The organism is Bifidobacterium platyrrhinorum (assembly GCF_010667645.1).
GTDB lineage: Bacteria > Actinomycetota > Actinomycetes > Actinomycetales > Bifidobacteriaceae > Bifidobacterium > Bifidobacterium platyrrhinorum.
Map to the genome: position 1 here is coordinate 180640 of NZ_WHZV01000001.1, position 15450 is coordinate 196089.

Below are 15450 nucleotides of genomic sequence, written 5' to 3' on the forward strand. Positions count from 1 at the left end.
GTGACAGTAGGAAAGCGAGAGTGTACGATGCCCACCGGTCGAGTTCGTTGGTTCGATGCCGCCAAGGGTTATGGCTTCATCACCAGTGAGGAGGGCAGGGACGTGTTCCTGCCCGCGGCCGCGTTGCCCACCGGCGCCACCACGCTGCGCAAGGGCGCGAAGGTCGAGTATTCCGTAGTGGAGGGCCGCAGGGGCCCGCAGGCGATGGACGTGACGCTGATCGCGTCCGCCCCGTCGCTGGTCAAGGCCACCCGTCCCAAGCCGGACGACATGGCGGCCATCTGCGAGGACCTCATCAAGATGCTGGACGCCGCGGGCAACACCCTGCGCCGCCACCGCTACCCGTCCGCCGCCGAAAGCCGCAAACTCGCCACGCTGCTGCGCGCCGTGGCGGACAACTTCGACGTGGAGGACTGAGACCGTCCCATGACCGATACCATCGAATCCAACGTGCCCGGCGACCAGGGCGCCGCGACCGAACCCGACCCGCGCGATCTGGCCCGCGCCGTCGCCATGGAGGTGGCCGAGGAGCCCGAGCAGGTCGGCGACGTCGTCGACGTCATCGACCTGGGCGACGGCGTCGCCGATTTCCGTCTCGCCGCCCATATCCGCGGCTACGAGGGATGGCAGTGGTCGGTGACGCTCTACCATGACGCCGAGGTCGGCACGTGGACGGTGAACGAGTCGTCGCTGATCCCCACCGACGACGCGCTGATGCCGCCGGCGTGGATTCCGTGGAAGGACCGTCTGGAGCCCACGGATCTCGCCCCCACCGATTCGATCGGCACCGACCCCGACGACCCCCGTCTCGAGGACGGGTTCCGCAGGACCGTGCCGGCCGGGGACGAAAGCGACGCCGCGAGGACCGCGGGGGATGCGACGGCCGCCGCGGACGTCGGCGACGCCGGGGCGCCCGATGGGGCCGACGGGACCGGCGAGGCCGATGCCCGAGCCGACACGGAGGACGCCGCGTCGGACGGCGAAAGCGTGCAGGCCGACGCCGCCGCGGACGCCGAGGCGAAGGACTCCCCCGAGGACGTGGACGAGGCCGTCGAGGAATTCGACCTGTCCCGCAGGCACGTGCTCTCCCCGCTGGGGCGGGCGCAGACCGCGAAACGCTGGTACGAGGGCCCACGCGGCCCGAAGGCCATGTCCACGAAGACCGCGTCGGGCCACCTGTGCTCGACGTGCGGCTTCTTCGTGCCGCTCAAGGGCGAACTCAACCTGCTGTTCGGCGTGTGCGCGAACAAGTGGAGCCCGGACGACGGCCGCGTCGTCTCCGTCGATCATGGCTGCGGCGAGCATTCCGAGATCGAACCGCCGGAGCCGAGCAGGCTGTGGGTGCAGTCCAAGCCGGCGTTCGACGACCTGCACATCGACATCATCGCGCAGCAGCCGCGCGAGGACCGTGAGGACCTCGACGACGACACCGCCACCGAGGAGGACATCGAGGAGAACACCGAAATCGACGCCGACTCCGTGGACGTGGAGGAGAACACGGTCGATCCGGGCGACGGGCCCGAGCTCGAGGCCGTGGTCGACCTCGCCCCGCCCGAAGAGGACGACACGGCCTCCGACGGCGAGGCCGTGTCGGAGGACACGATCGCGGACGGGCCCGAGGCGACGGCGGAGTCCGTCGAGCCCGCCGAATCCGGGACCGACGAGCCGTCGGGAGAAACCGGACAGGACGAGGTCCCGACGACGGCGGATACCGACGACGCCGGGGAGGCCGCCGAGTAACGGCGCCCGGGAACAGTCCGTCGAAGACACGTGTGGGGTCCCGCGAAACGCAGGTTTCGCGGGACCCCACACACGTCCATCACGTCGAGCGCGCGGCCCGGAGCCCCGGCCGCCATGGAGGAACGGCCGGGACGCCGCGGCGCAACGCTTCGTTCCTATCGGTTCAGTGGACCACGGTGGTCGTGCATTCGGCGAAGTTCACGATCTGGCGCGACACCGAACCGAGGAAATGCGCGTCCAGACCGCTCAGCCCGCGCGAGCCGACCACCAGATGGCTCGCGTAGCGCGAGGCGGCCACCAGACCCTTCGACGCGGTGATGTGGAAGGCATGCGACCGCACCTCGAGGCCTTCGGGGACCGGCGTGTCCGCCAGCAGGCCGGCCAGCAGCTCCTCGGCGCGGCGCTGGCCCACCTCGATCGGCGCGACCGCGCGCTCGTACCCCGGCACCACGCCCAGGTCCTTCAACTGCCAGCAGAACAGCACGTGCAACGGGGCGTCATGCAGCCGCGCCTCGCGGATCGCGAACCCGAGCGCATGGCGCGACGTCTCGGAACCGTCCACGCCCACCACGACCGGCCGGCGGGACTCCTCGACCACGCCCTCGCTCGGCACGTAGTGCACGGTCTCCTTGACCGGCGTGAGCGCGTTGGCGATGTCGTCGGTCACCGACTCGTCCTCGCCGCCGGCCACGCGCACCACGGTGACCGGCACCTGCGCCTCCTCGGCGAGCGAGGCGGACAGCGACCCCATGAACCAGCGCGCCACGCGGCCCAGCGAACGCCGCCCCACCACGATCTGCTGGGCGTTCCTGCCGATCTGCAGCAGCGCGGCCGTGCCCGAGGCCTTCACCGAAGTGAGCTTGAGCCGTTCAGGGTCGAAATCGACCCCGCGCGAGGCCTCGTCCACCCATTCGCGCAGCTGGACGGCGATGTCGTGGCGCACCTTGGCCCACGCCTCCTCGCCGTCCGGTTCGGGACCCATGTCCCACGAATGCGTCCAGCCGAACACCGCGTCGACGCGCTGCCCGGTCAGTGCGGCCTCGCCCATCGCCCACTTGAGCGCGGCGAACGACTCATCGGAACCGTCCACGCCGACGACGATGTCGGCATCGGCCTGCCGTACGTTCATCATGAACCTCCCTTGGTCTTCGAGAACATCCACCTGGCACCAGCATATCGCCATGCATACGTCCTGAGCGGAATAACGGGACGAAACCGCCCAAACGTCACCGCGAATCGCTAGACTGGCGGGCAGTGTCAATCAAGGAAGGACAATAATGTTCGAACGGTTCACAGACCGTGCGCGGCGCGTGATCGTGTTGGCGCAGGAGGAGGCGCGCTCCCTCCAGCACAACTACATCGGCACCGAACATCTTCTGCTCGGACTGATCCGCGAGGGTGAGGGCGTGGCCGCCAAGGCGCTCGCCGCCAAGGGCGTGGAACTGGACGCCACCCGCAAGCAGGTCGAGGAGATGATCGGCAAGGGCAACGCGACGTCCAACGGCCACATACCCTTCACCACGCACGCCAAGCAGGTGCTCGAACTGAGCCTGCGCGAGGCGCTGCAGCTCGGCCACAGCTACATCGGCACCGAGCACATCCTGCTGGGCCTCATCCGCGAGGGCGAGGGCGTCGGCACCCAGGTGCTCATCAAGATGGACGTCGACCTGGGCGAGCTGCGCTCCGCCACCATCGACATGATCCGCGGCAACTCCGGCTCCGGCGACGGCAAGGGCGATCTGGCGAACGCCGGCGGCGTGGCCGACAAGTCCGCCAAGTCCGGCTCCGCCATCCTCGACCAGTTCGGTCGCAACCTCACGGCCGAGGCCGCCGAGGGCAAGCTCGACCCGGTCATCGGCCGCTCGAAGGAGATCGAGCGCGTCATGGTCGTGCTCTCCCGTCGCACCAAGAACAACCCGGTGCTGATCGGCGAGCCCGGCGTGGGCAAGACCGCCGTCGTCGAGGGCCTGGCGCAGAAGATCCAGGAGGGCGACGTGCCGGAGACCCTCAAGGGCAAGCAGGTCTACTCGCTGGACCTCGGCTCCATGGTGGCCGGCTCCCGCTACCGCGGCGATTTCGAGGAACGCCTCAAGAAGGTCCTCAAGGAGATCAAGACCCGCGGCGACATCGTGCTGTTCATCGACGAGATCCACACGATCGTCGGCGCCGGCTCGGCCGACGGCGCGCTCGGCGCGTCCGACATGCTCAAGCCGATGCTCGCGCGCGGCGAACTGCAGACCATCGGCGCGACCACCACCGACGAGTACCGCAAGTACATCGAGAAGGACGCGGCGCTCGAACGCCGCTTCCAGCCGATCCAGGTGCACGAGCCGACGATCGCCGAGACCATCGAGATCCTCAAGGGTCTGCGCTCGCGCTACGAGAACCACCACAAGGTGACCATCACCGACGGCGCCCTGCAGTCCGCGGCCGAGCTGTCCGCCCGCTACATCCAGGACCGCAACCTGCCCGACAAGGCCATCGACCTGATCGACGAGGCCGGCGCTCGCCTGCGCATCAAGCGCCTGACCACCCCGCCGGAGTTGAAGGAGCTCGACCAGAAGGTCGCCAAGCTCTCCGCCGAGAAGGAGCAGGCCGTCAAGGACCAGGACTTCGAGAAGGCCGCCTCCCTGAGGGACGACCTCGAGAAGATGCAGGCCGAGCTCAAGGAGAAGCAGAAGGCCTGGCACGAGGGCGAGTCCGACGTGAAGATGGTCGTGGACGAGGACGTGATCGCCGAGGTCATCTCCTCCACCACCGGCATCCCCGTGTTCAAGCTCACCCAGGCCGAGTCCAAGAAGCTCCTCAACATGGAGAAGGAGCTGCACAAGCGCATCATCGGCCAGGACGAGGCCGTCTCCGCGCTGTCGCGCTCCATCCGCCGCACGCGCGTGGGCCTCAAGGACCCGAAGCGCCCCGCGGGCTCGTTCATCTTCGCCGGTCCGACCGGCGTGGGCAAGACCGAGCTGGCCAAGACGCTCGCCGAGTTCCTGTTCGACGACGAGGACGCGCTCATCCGCGTCGACATGTCCGAGTTCTCCGAGAAGTACGCGGCCTCGCGCCTGTTCGGCGCGCCCCCGGGATACGTCGGCTACGAGGAGGGCGGCGAGCTCACCGAGAAGGTGCGCCGCAAGCCGTTCTCCGTCGTGCTGTTCGACGAGATCGAGAAGGCCCATCCGGACATCTTCAACACGCTGCTGCAGGTGCTTGACGACGGCCACCTCACCGACGGCCAGGGCCGTAAGGTGGACTTCAAGAACACCATCATCATCCTGACCACCAACCTGGGCACGCGCGACATCGCGAAGGCGGCCAACACCGGCTTCAACCTGGGCGCGAACACCGAGTCCAGCTACCAGCGCATGAAGGACCAGGTCAGCTCGGAGCTCAAGCAGCAGTTCCGTCCCGAGTTCCTCAACCGTCTGGACGACATCATCGTGTTCCGCCAGCTCACCGAGCCGCAGGTACGCCAGATCGTCGACCTCGACGTCAAGCAGCTCAACGACCGCCTGTTCGACCGCCACATGTCGCTCGAACTCACGCCGGCCGCCAAGGACCTGCTCGCGCAGAAGGGCTTCGACCCGCTGCTCGGCGCGCGTCCGCTGCGCCGCGTGATCCAGCGCGACATCGAGGACGCCATCTCCGAGAAGATCCTCATGGGCGAGCTCAAGGACGGCCAGCGCGTGGTCGTCGACGCGGAGGGCGAAGGCATCCTCGGCGAGTTCACGTTCAAGGGCGAGGACTTCGAGGAGCCGAAGACGGACACGGAAGGCGGCGAGGACAAGGCGCAGGGCGAACTCGTCGGCGCCTCCGCCGGCGCGCCCGAACCCGGCGAGACCCCGGCGACGGGCGATTCCGCGCAGGAGTGATCTCCACTCCGCCCGACCGGACCATGATCGAGGGGCGGCCCCCATACGGGGCCGCCCCTCGTCGTATTCCCGGCCGGACCGCGCACGGAGCCGACCGCATCGGCCGCGTGCGCGTCATGCAGATCGCCGCCGTGCTGTTCGTGCTCAGCGCGCTGTTCACCGGTCTGGCCGACAACATCGCCCTGTTCGTGATCTTCCGCATCGTCGGCGGCCTCGGCGTGGGCTTCACCTCCGCCATCGGCCCGGCGTACATTTCGGAGATCTCGCCGTCGTCCAGACGAGGGTTCCTCACCGGCTTCCAGCAGATGGCCATCGCACTGGGCATCGTCGCCTCGCTGGTCGTCAACGACTCCTACCTGCTCGGCTCCGGCAGCGCCGCCACCGTCTTCTGGGGCGGCCTCGAGACCTGGCGCTGGATGCTGATGACCACCGCCGTGCCCGGCGCCGTCATGCTCGCGCTCACGTTCGCCCTGCCCGAATCCCCGCGCTACCTGGTGATGAAGGGACGCCGTGACGAGGCGTCCAAGGTGCTCGCCGAGGTCGTGGCCGACGCGCACCCCGGGCGCACCATCGACCAGATCGCCTCCACCCTGCAGGGCGAGACCCAGCCCAAGGTCAGCGACCTCAAGGGCGACGTGTTCGGCCTCAAGGGCGTGGTCTGGGTCGGCATCGGCGTGGCCCTGTTCCAGCAGGTCTCCGGCGCGAACGTCATCATGTTCTACGATTCCAGCCTGTGGAAGGCCGTCGGCTTCAGCGAGTCCGCGTCCATGACCATCGCCGTCGTGCGCGCCCTGCTCGCCACCGCCGTCACCGTGCTCGGCATGCTCATCATCGACAAGGTGGGACGCCGCGCCATGCTCAAGGTCGGCTCGCTCATCATGGCAGCCCTGCTCGTCGTGGTCGCCGTGTGCTTCAGCCAGTCCACGATGACCGCCGACGGCGGTATCAACCTGCCGGGCGCATGGGCCGTCATCATGATCATCGGCGCCTACGGCTTCTTCCTCACCTACTGCGCCACCTGGGGCGTGGCGATGTGGGTCGTCATCGGCGAGATCTTCCCCAACCGCATCCGCGCCGTCAGCGTGGCGCTCGCCACCGCGGCCAACTGGGTGGGCAACTTCCTCGTCTCCACCACGTTCCCGCCGCTGCGCGACAGCCTCGGCCTGACCTGGACGTTCGCCCTGTACGCCGTGATGGCCGTGCTCGGCTACTGGTTCATCGCCAAGAAGCTGCCCGAGACCAACGGCGTCGAACTCGAGGACATGAAGGCGGACATCTGATGCTGCCGGATACGCAAGGAACCGACCTGCAGGGCGCCGACGCGCTCATGTTCGACAGGAACGACGGCCTCACCGAGGCGCAGAAGCGCATCGCGCGGGAATGGACCTACTTCGACGAGGACCTGGACGGGGCTGACCCGGCCATCGCCGCGCAGGTGCTGCGGCACCGGACGAACTTCGCCCACAACGACTTGCCGCGTTACGCGTTCAAACGCGACATCCCCGACGACGTGGTCCTCTACCGGGACATCCCGTACATGGACGACGGCCCGTCCGCCAAGGGCGCGGGGCGCGAGCATCTGCTCGACGTGCTGCTGCCCCGCGACGCCGTGGTGCGCGGCGGCGCGCCGATCCCCGTGATCCTCGAGATCCACGGCGGCGCCTTCTTCTACGGGTTCAAGGAGATCAACCGTGCCCACGCCATCGCATTGGCGCAACACGGGTACGCGGTGGCCAGCGTGAGCTACTCGCTCTACCCGGCCGTGGACTTCCTCGCCCAGCTGCGCGAACTCGCCGAGGTGACGCGGTGGATCCGCGAGGAAGGCGGCCGCTACCTCCTCGACGCCGACCAGGCGTTCATCACCGCCGATTCCGCGGGAGCCGTGCAGGGCCTGCACCTGTTGGCCGCGATGAACAACAAGGACTACGCCGACCTGATCGACGTGCATCCGGCGAGGCTCGGCGTCCTCGCGCTGGGCTTCAAGTCCACGATGCTCGACCTCGACCGGCTGTTCGACCCGGACGCCCGCGACGCCGGCGGGCTCGTCGAGGAACTGGCGCCGTTCTTCGCGAAGTACGCGGACACGGTGCGCGGCAGCGGGTTCGAACGGCTCGACGATGTGCTGCGCGCCGCCGGCATGCCGCCCACCTGGGTGGCGACCAGCACCGACGACTTCCTCGAGGCCACCAGCCTGGAGCTGGGCGCGCGGCTGCGCGACCTCGGCGTCGACCACCAGGTGCTCGACTACCGCGCCGGCTCGCGCGAATGCCTGCCGCACAACTTCATCGTCGGCATGCCCTGGCTCGAGGAGAGCCGCGACGCGGTCGACTCGATGATCGGCTTCTTCACCGACCATCTGACGCCGCGCACCAGCCTCGTCGCCAGCGAGTGACGGCGCCGCCCCGGCGCGATACGACGCGGGCGGGCCGTGACGGGAATTCCTCTTTCCTCCCGTCACGGCCCGCCCGTTTTTCACGTTCCGGCCCTGTGCCCCGTGGGCCGGAACCGTCCCATTCGCATGCAGGCGAGGCTCAGCCGCTGAAGTCGACCTCGCCGAGCTTCTCGATGAGCTTCATGTTCTCCGAATAGTCGACCGGGCAGGCGATGATGTCGATGCCCGAGCCGGAGCGCAGCGCGGCACGCAGCGTGGGGTAGAGCTGGTCGGCCGATTCGATGAGATGCCCCTTCGCGCCGAAGCTCATGCCCAGCTCCACCACGTCCGGGTTGTTGAAGTCCACGTACTCGTGGCTGCCGTCGTGGAGGTCCATCTTCCACTTGATCAGGCCGTACGCCTCGTCCACCCACACGAGGATCACGATGCGCGCGCCCACGCGCACCGCGGTCTCGATCTCCTGCACGTTCATCATGAACGAGCCGTCGCCCATCACGGCGAGCACCGGCCTGCCCGGATGCTCCAGCGAGGCCGCCACCGCGCCGGGCAGCGTCCATGCCATCGTGGACAGCGAATTGTCGATGACGCACGTGTTCGAATAGTAGGTGGGGTAGAGGCGGGCCATCCACATCTTCAACGCGCCCGTGTCCACGAGCGCGATGTCCGTGTCCTCCTCCATCGCGCGGCGCGTGTCCGCGACGATGCGCTGGGGCTTGAGCGGGAACGAGTCGTCGTTCGCGTACGACTCGTACTCGTCCGTCAGCAGCTCGTGGATCTTCGGATGGGAGACGCCGAACGTGACGCGGTCGCGCCGCAGCGCGTCGATGAGCGCCGCGAGCGTCGCGTCGATGTTGCCCATGATGTTCAGGGCGGTCGAGTAGTGCGCGTCCGTGTCCTCGATGAACGTGTTGATGTGGATGATGGTCTTATCGTCGTTCGGGTTGATCTTCTTCGGATCGAACTGCTGGATCGAGAAGCCCACGGCGATGATGAGGTCCGCCTCGTCGAACGCGAAGTTCTCGTAGTCGTGGCGCATGAAGCCGACCACGCCGAGCGCCAGCGGGATGCGGTCGGAGATGACGCCCTTGCCTTCGAACGTGGTGGCGACCGGCACGTTGAGCTGCTCGGCCAGGGCGAGCAGGCGGTTCTCCGCATGGCCGCGCGCCACGCCGTTGCCGGCGAGGATGATCGGGTGCTTGGCGCCGCGGATGATGCTCACGGCCCGGTCGATGGTGTCCGTCGTGGGCGCGAAGCTCATCGGGTTCGGCAACGGCAGCGGGCGCGCGTCGGCCGGTGCCGGCATCTCGGCCACGTCCTCCGGCAGGATCAGGCAGGTGGCGCCCGGGCGGTTGCGCTGGGCGATCGAGAAGGCCTTGCGCACCATCTCCGGCACGGAGGCCGGTTCCATCACCATCGAGGTCCATTGGGTCAGCGGGCGGAACACGCTCACCAGGTCGACGATCTGGTGGGACTCCTTGTACAGACGCGTCACGTTGCCCTGCGCGCAGATGGCGACCATCGGCGTGGTGCTCGCGTTCGCCTGCGCGACCGGCAGGGTGAGGTTCAGCGCGCCCGGGCCGAGCGTCGCCAGGCATACGCCCGGCTTGCCGGTCAGGTGGCCCTGGGTGGCGGCCATGAAGCCGGCGCCCTGCTCGTGGCGGGTGAGGATGAATCGGATGCGGCCGTCGCGTTCGATGGCCTCCATGAGCGGGATGTTCTCCTCGCCGGGGATGCCGTACATGGTCTCGACGCCCTCGTTGACCAGGCATTCGACGAACAGGTCGGCGACGGTGCGGAGGTGTTCCCGTGCTTGCTGCGGTTCGGTTGTTGCTGCGTTCACGGTAGGGAAGTGTAACAGGCAGGATGTGCGACGCCGTTCCACGGTATGTTGCCCGTTCCGCCTTTCGGACGGTCCGGCCGGCATGCCGCGGGACGGCGCATGGGGTGCGTCCGCGGGGCGGTTCAGCCCAGCAGGGCGAGGTCGGTGTCGATGCTCTCGTGACGGGTGAACAGCGTGCGTCCGCCCCTGACCGAGCGCAGCACCGAGCAGCGCTCGTACACCGCGTCGAACACGCTGGAGGCGTCGAGCACGATGAAGTTCGCCGGCTTGCCGGCCTCGAGGCCGTAGGAGTCGGTGATCCCGAGCGTCGTGGCGCCGTTGACCGTGAGGAACTTCAGCGCGTCGTCGATCTCCTCGAAGCTCATGAGCTGCGCCAGATGCAGCACGTAGTCGAGGATGAGCATCATGTTGCCGTTGCCCACCGGGTACCACGGGTCCTGCATGGAATCCTGGCCGAGCGACACGTTCACGCCGGCCTCGGTGAGCTCCTTGACGCGGGTGATGCCGCGGCGCTTGGGGAACGTGTCCTGGCGGCCCTGCAGGTACAGGTTCTCGGTGGGGGCGCACGCGAAGTTGAGGCGCGCGGCCTTGAGCAGCTTGGTCAGGTGGAAGAAGTAGGCGTTGTCCGCCGAGCCGAGCGAGCAGGTGTGGCTGGCGGTGACCTTCGGGCCGATGCCCGCGCGGTAGGCGAGCGCGGCGAGCAGCTCGACGTAGCGCGAGTTCGGGTCGTCGGTCTCGTCGCAGTGCACGTCGACGAGCCTGCCGTACTTGGAGGCGAGTTCGACGACCGTGTGCATCGAGCGCTCGCCGAACTCGCGGCACTGCTCGAAGTGGGGGATGCCGCCCACGCAGTCGGCGCCCATGCGCAGGCCCTCCTCGACCAGGTCGGCGCCGGATTCGCCGTTCGGGCCCTCGTACGAGTACATGCCCTCCTGCGGGAAGCTCACGATCTGGATGGTGACCGTGTCCTTGAGCTCCTCCTTGAGCTCGAGCAGCGCCTTGAGGGAGGTGAGGTTCGGGTCGGTGACGTCGGCGTGGGAGCGGATGAACTGCACGCCGTGGAGCATCTCCTTCCTGATGCCGATCCTGGCGCGGCGCTTGACCTCGTCGACGGTCAGGTCGGACTTGGTCTCGCTCCAGCGCTGGATGCCCTCGAACAGGGTGCCGGTCTCGTTGACGGCGCCGGGCTTGCGCGCGGTGAACACGTAGTCGAGGTGCAGGTGCGTGTCGCAGAACGGCGGGCAGACCAGCTTGCCGCCCAGATCCACCGTCCCGACGCCCGTCAGGTCGCGGCCCTGCGCGGCGAGCGACGCCTTGAGGTCGGGGCCGATGGCGGCGAACGCGCCGTCCTCGACCAGGATGTCCTGCAGCGGCGCGGTGTCCGCGGCGGTGCTGCCGGGCCTGCCGGTGGCGATATGCGCGTTGGTGAACAGTGTGGTGGTCATCGTCGTTCTCCTTGCATTGCATGTTGCGGGGCGGTTACGTCCGGGCGGCGCCCGCGTAACCGACTGCGGTTATTGTCGGCACCACGCTTTGCGGCGAGGTTACGCCGCGGGCGCGGGGACATTACCGAGAAATGGACGGTTTGTATGGTCGTGACGATCGAGGGGGCGCTGCGGGACGAGCGGTTCCGGCTTGCGCTGCCGCATGTCGAGGTCGAGGGCGCGGGGCTCGGCAGGCCGGTGCGCTGGGTGTTCACCAACGAGCGCGAGGACGTGGCGAACTTCCTGTCCGGCGGGGAGATGCTCGTCATCGAAGGCAGCGCGCTGACCCGCCCCGACCGGTCCATGACCGACCTGCAATACGCGAAAAGCCTTGTCGATGCGGGCGTGGCCGCGCTGGTGGTCGAGCTTGTGGAGGGCGTCACCGCGATGCCGCCGCGCATGCTCGACGCGGCGCGGCGCACCGGGCTCACGCTCGTCGGGCTCAAGGCCCGCGTGCCGTTCGTCGACCTGTGCCAGTCGGTGAACACGGCCATCGTGCGCGAACGGATGAGCTTCCAGCATGAGGTGGACACCATGTCCAATGCGTTGCGCGAGGGGTTGTCCCACGTGAACGGCATCGACGCCGTGGCCGGCGTCATCGCCGGGCTGTTCGGCGAGTCCGTGGCCGTCTTCGACGCCGACGGCCTGCTCGCCGCCGAGGCGGGAGGCCCGTTCCGCGCCGGCGAGCCCACCGTCGTCATCGCCCTGCGCGGCCGCCCGCGTCCGGTCGGTGCCCTCGAGATCTCCTGCCGGGCCTCGACGCTCGACGACGAACGCAGGCGCGCCGTCGCCTCCATCGTCGCCCCGGTCGCCGCGCTGCACCTCGACGGCGGCGCCCGCGTGGGCATGATCCGCCACCTGACCGAAGGCCCCGCCGACGGCGTGCACGCCACCGCCGCCGAGGCCGGCGACGCGCACGCCATGCTCGACGCGCTGGGATTCGCCGGATCATGCATCTACATGCCGTTCGCGTTGCGGTTCCGCTCCCTGGTCGAGGGGCTCGACGCCGTCTCGACGATGATCGAACGGTTCTGCGCGCGACGCGGATGCGACGTGGCCTGCGTGCTCGAAGGAGACGTCATGGCCGGCTGGCTGTCCGCCGCCGACCTGTCCGACGGGCTCGCCGAGTTCTCCGGCCGGTGCCTCGACGCGTTGGAGGGGCTCGGCGGCGACGGCATATACGTCGTGCACGGCAAGGTCGCGATGGACACCGTCGCGCTGGTCGACGGCTTCGCCGGCGTGAACGACGTCCTGCGCGGCGGGGCCCGTTACGGCGAGGTCGTCGGCACGATGGCCGCGGCCGTGGACCGTTTCGTCGCCACCGGCGACATGGACGAGGCGGTGCGCACGCTCATCGTGAGGACCATCGGGCACGACGTGCTCGACTCGCCCATGCTGCTGGATACGCTGTGCGCCTGCTTCGACAACCTCGACAACAAGACCGGCGCATGCGCCCAACTGGGCATCAGGCGGCAGACGCTGTACAACCGGTTGGACAAAGTGACCCAGATGATCGGCGTCGACCACAACGACCCGCGTGACTGGTCCACGCTGCTGTTCGCCGCCAAAATCGCCGAGGCGTGGCGGCGGGCGGGCGGCGCGCGGGACGGCGGCGGCCATGGTCAGTCTGTCCACCACGGCCCGGAAACCATGTAACCGGGGGTTCACCTGCGTGCAAATCCGGCGGCGCATAGTCGAGGCCAACGCGGCGCACCGATCGATCGGCCGCGACGGACGACAACCGAACACGAATACGACTTCACCACCGATACGGCCCCGCAGGGCCCGATCCCATGAAAGGACGGTGACATCATGACCACGGCGACGATCCCCTCCGCCCGACTGATGCACTCCACCACTGAAACCGAAGAACAGCGCATGGTCGGGAAGGTCGCGCTCTCCTCCTTCCTCGGCAACTTCATCGAATGGTTCGACTACGCCTCCTACTCCTACTTCGCCACGACCATCGCGCTCGTCTTCTTCCCCACCGGCGACCACACCGTCGCCATGCTGCAGACCTTCGGCGTGTTCGCGCTGAGCTTCGTCCTGCGCCCGATCGGCGCCCTGTTCTGGGGCAGCTACGGCGACAAGCGGGGACGCAAGGCCGCCCTCGCCCACTCCATCATGTTCATGTCCGGCGCGAGCTTCCTCATCGGCTGCCTGCCGTCCTATTCGGTGATCGGCGTGGGCGCGCACATCCTGCTCCTGCTGCTGCGCATGGTGCAGGGCTTCTCCGCCTCCGGCGAATACGCCGGCGCCGCCACCTTCCTCGGCGAATACGCGCCGACCAGCCGCCGTGGCATCTACTGCTCGCTGATCCCCGCCTCCACCGCCATCGGCCTGCTCGCCGGCTCCACGCTCGCCACGCTCATGACCGCCCACCTGGGCACCCACGCCATGGTCGGCTGGGGATGGCGCGTGCCGTTCCTGCTCGCCGGCCCGCTCGGCCTGATCGTCCTCTACATCCGCACCAAGCTGTCCGATTCGCCCGTCTACCAGTCCATGACCGACGCCCTCGACGCGAAGTCCGGCGCCGCCGCGGCAAAGAGCGGCATGTTCGCCCCGCTCGCCGAGCTCTTCCGCGACCACGCCAAGGCGCTCGTCATCAGCTTCGGCGCCTGCGTGCTTAACGCGGTCGGCTTCTACACCGTGCTCACCTACCTGCCCACCTACCTGTCCGACACCGTCGGCATGGACGCCACCAAGTCCGGCACCATCACCACCATCTGCCTGGTCGCCTACGTGTTCATGGTGTTCGGCATGGGCCACATCTCCGACATGTTCGGCCGCAAGAAGGTCCTCATCGGCGCCTGCGTCGCGTTCATCGCACTCACCGTGCCCGCCTTCCTCATCCTCAACACCTCGGGCTTCCTGCCGGTCCTCATCGTCGAACTCGCCATGTGCGCCACGCTCACCGCGAACGACGGCACCCTGTCCAGCTACCTGACCGAGACGTTCCCGACCTCCGTGCGCTTCACCGGATTCGCGTTCAGCTTCAACCTCGCCAACGCGATCTTCGGCGGCACCGCCTCCTTCGTCGCCACCGGACTGATCGCCCTGACCGGCTCATCCATCGCCCCCGCCTGGTACATGGTCGGCGTCGCCGCCATCGCCCTGGTCGCCATGATCCTGTCCCACGAAAACACCGACAAGGACCTCAACCACATCTGATCCCCGCGACGGGCCGGGCGGGAGGATACTTCCGCCGGTCCGCCGGACGGGCGGCTCCCCCCGGGCGGGGGAGCCGCGTCCTATATATGGACGCGTCCCGTGCGCCAAACCAGCCACGCGCGCACGCGCGACCACCGAACCCATAACACCCACAACACCCATCAAAGGAGTACAGCAATGGGCAGCAACCGCCGAATGGACCACATGACCTGGCCGGAATTCAAGGAGGCGAGGAACCGTCCCGTCATCGTGCCCATCGGATCGACCGAACAGCACGGGCAGCACCTGCCCATCGGCACCGACGCCATCCTCGCCGGACACGTGGCCGAGGACCTCGCCGAAAGGATCGACGGCACCGTGCTGCCCACGCTGAGCTACGGATACAAGTCCAAGCCCCTGTCCGGCGGCGGCCCGCTGTTCCCCGGCACCATCGACATGAACGGTGTCACCGTCATCGACCAGATGCACGACGTGCTCTCCGAGCTCATCGCCGACGGCTTCACCAAGATCGTCGTCATGAACGCCCACTTCGAGAACGAGGCGTTCATCGTCGAGGCCATCGACCTGGTCACCCGCGAGACCGGCGGCGTCGCCACCATCGTCGAGACCAACTGGTGGGACCCGCTGCCCCAAGACGTCGTCGACAAGGTGTTCGACGGCCTGGTGTTCCCCGGCTGGGCGCTCGAGCACGCCGCCGTCACCGAAACCTCGCTGATGCTGCATTACGCCCCCGAACTGGTCCACATGGACCGTGCGGTCGAGGAGGCGGGCGCCAGCGCCAAATCGTACGTGCGCTACCCGGTGCGTCAGGGCGACGTGCCCGCCCACGGCGGTCTGGCCAACCCGGCCGGCTCCAGCGCCGAACGCGGCAGGCTCATCGCCGACGCCTGCGTGGACGAGGTGGCGCGCGTGTGCGCCGCCGAATTCGGCGACTGATCCCCGGGGCCGGCCCCG

11 protein-coding genes are annotated in these 15450 nt (G+C 68.3%); 8 read left to right on the forward strand and 3 right to left on the reverse strand.

Annotated features, from left to right (window positions below):
• The first annotated feature begins 27 nt into the window (after nucleotides 1-27).
• On the forward strand, nucleotides 28-417 hold the full coding sequence (locus GFD21_RS00730; RefSeq protein WP_163196013.1) for a cold-shock protein: 390 nt from the start codon (nucleotides 28-30) through the stop codon (nucleotides 415-417).
• Between the two features lie 9 nt (nucleotides 418-426).
• Nucleotides 427-1740 carry a DUF3027 domain-containing protein gene (locus GFD21_RS00735; RefSeq protein WP_163196014.1) on the forward strand — a complete coding sequence of 438 codons (1314 nt, stop codon included), beginning with the start codon at nucleotides 427-429 and terminating at the stop codon, nucleotides 1738-1740.
• Nucleotides 1741-1903: 163 nt separating this feature from the next.
• Here GFD21_RS00735 and GFD21_RS00740 read toward each other — a convergent pair whose 3' ends face one another.
• Nucleotides 1904-2869 carry a universal stress protein gene (locus tag GFD21_RS00740; protein WP_163196502.1) on the reverse strand — a complete coding sequence of 322 codons (966 nt, stop codon included), beginning with the start codon at nucleotides 2867-2869 and terminating at the stop codon, nucleotides 1904-1906.
• 148 nt (nucleotides 2870-3017) lie between these two features.
• Here GFD21_RS00740 and GFD21_RS00745 point away from each other — a divergent pair, with 148 nt between their 5' ends.
• The 3 genes from GFD21_RS00745 to GFD21_RS00755 are packed head-to-tail and all read left to right on the forward strand — an operon-like array spanning nucleotide 3018 to nucleotide 8001.
• Entirely contained in the window at nucleotides 3018-5609 is a 2592-nt protein-coding gene (locus GFD21_RS00745; RefSeq protein ID WP_163196015.1) for an ATP-dependent Clp protease ATP-binding subunit, read from the forward strand.
• A 23-nt stretch (nucleotides 5610-5632) separates the two neighbouring features.
• Entirely contained in the window at nucleotides 5633-6889 is a 1257-nt protein-coding gene (locus GFD21_RS00750; RefSeq protein WP_225431516.1) for a sugar porter family MFS transporter, read from the forward strand.
• Nucleotides 6889-8001: an alpha/beta hydrolase gene (locus GFD21_RS00755; protein WP_163196016.1), complete on the forward strand. Its 1113-nt coding sequence runs from the start codon at nucleotides 6889-6891 to the stop codon at nucleotides 7999-8001. Before GFD21_RS00750 ends, GFD21_RS00755 begins: the two co-directional genes overlap by 1 nt.
• A 139-nt stretch (nucleotides 8002-8140) precedes the next feature.
• On the opposite strand, the gene GFD21_RS00760 is transcribed toward GFD21_RS00755, so the two are convergent.
• Together GFD21_RS00760 and GFD21_RS00765 are read right to left on the reverse strand one after the other, a co-directional pair.
• Nucleotides 8141-9925 carry an acetolactate synthase large subunit gene (locus GFD21_RS00760; protein ID WP_163196017.1) on the reverse strand — a complete coding sequence of 595 codons (1785 nt, stop codon included), beginning with the start codon at nucleotides 9923-9925 and terminating at the stop codon, nucleotides 8141-8143.
• Nucleotides 9926-9963: 38 nt separating this feature from the next.
• Nucleotides 9964-11286 carry an amidohydrolase family protein gene (locus tag GFD21_RS00765; RefSeq protein WP_163196018.1) on the reverse strand — a complete coding sequence of 441 codons (1323 nt, stop codon included), beginning with the start codon at nucleotides 11284-11286 and terminating at the stop codon, nucleotides 9964-9966.
• A 144-nt stretch (nucleotides 11287-11430) separates the two neighbouring features.
• Between GFD21_RS00765 and GFD21_RS00770 the strand changes: the two genes are divergently transcribed.
• The 3 genes from GFD21_RS00770 to GFD21_RS00780 all read left to right on the forward strand — a co-directional run bounded on the left by GFD21_RS00770 (nucleotide 11431) and on the right by GFD21_RS00780 (nucleotide 15432).
• Nucleotides 11431-12981 (forward strand): PucR family transcriptional regulator, encoded by a 1551-nt coding sequence (locus GFD21_RS00770; protein ID WP_163196019.1) that lies wholly within the window; start codon nucleotides 11431-11433, stop codon nucleotides 12979-12981.
• 156 nt (nucleotides 12982-13137) lie between these two features.
• Nucleotides 13138-14496: an MFS transporter gene (locus tag GFD21_RS00775; protein WP_163196020.1), complete on the forward strand. Its 1359-nt coding sequence runs from the start codon at nucleotides 13138-13140 to the stop codon at nucleotides 14494-14496.
• Nucleotides 14497-14673: 177 nt separating this feature from the next.
• Nucleotides 14674-15432, forward strand: a complete 759-nt coding sequence (locus GFD21_RS00780; protein WP_163196021.1) for a creatininase — start codon at nucleotides 14674-14676, stop codon at nucleotides 15430-15432.
• Nucleotides 15433-15450 lie beyond the last annotated feature (18 nt).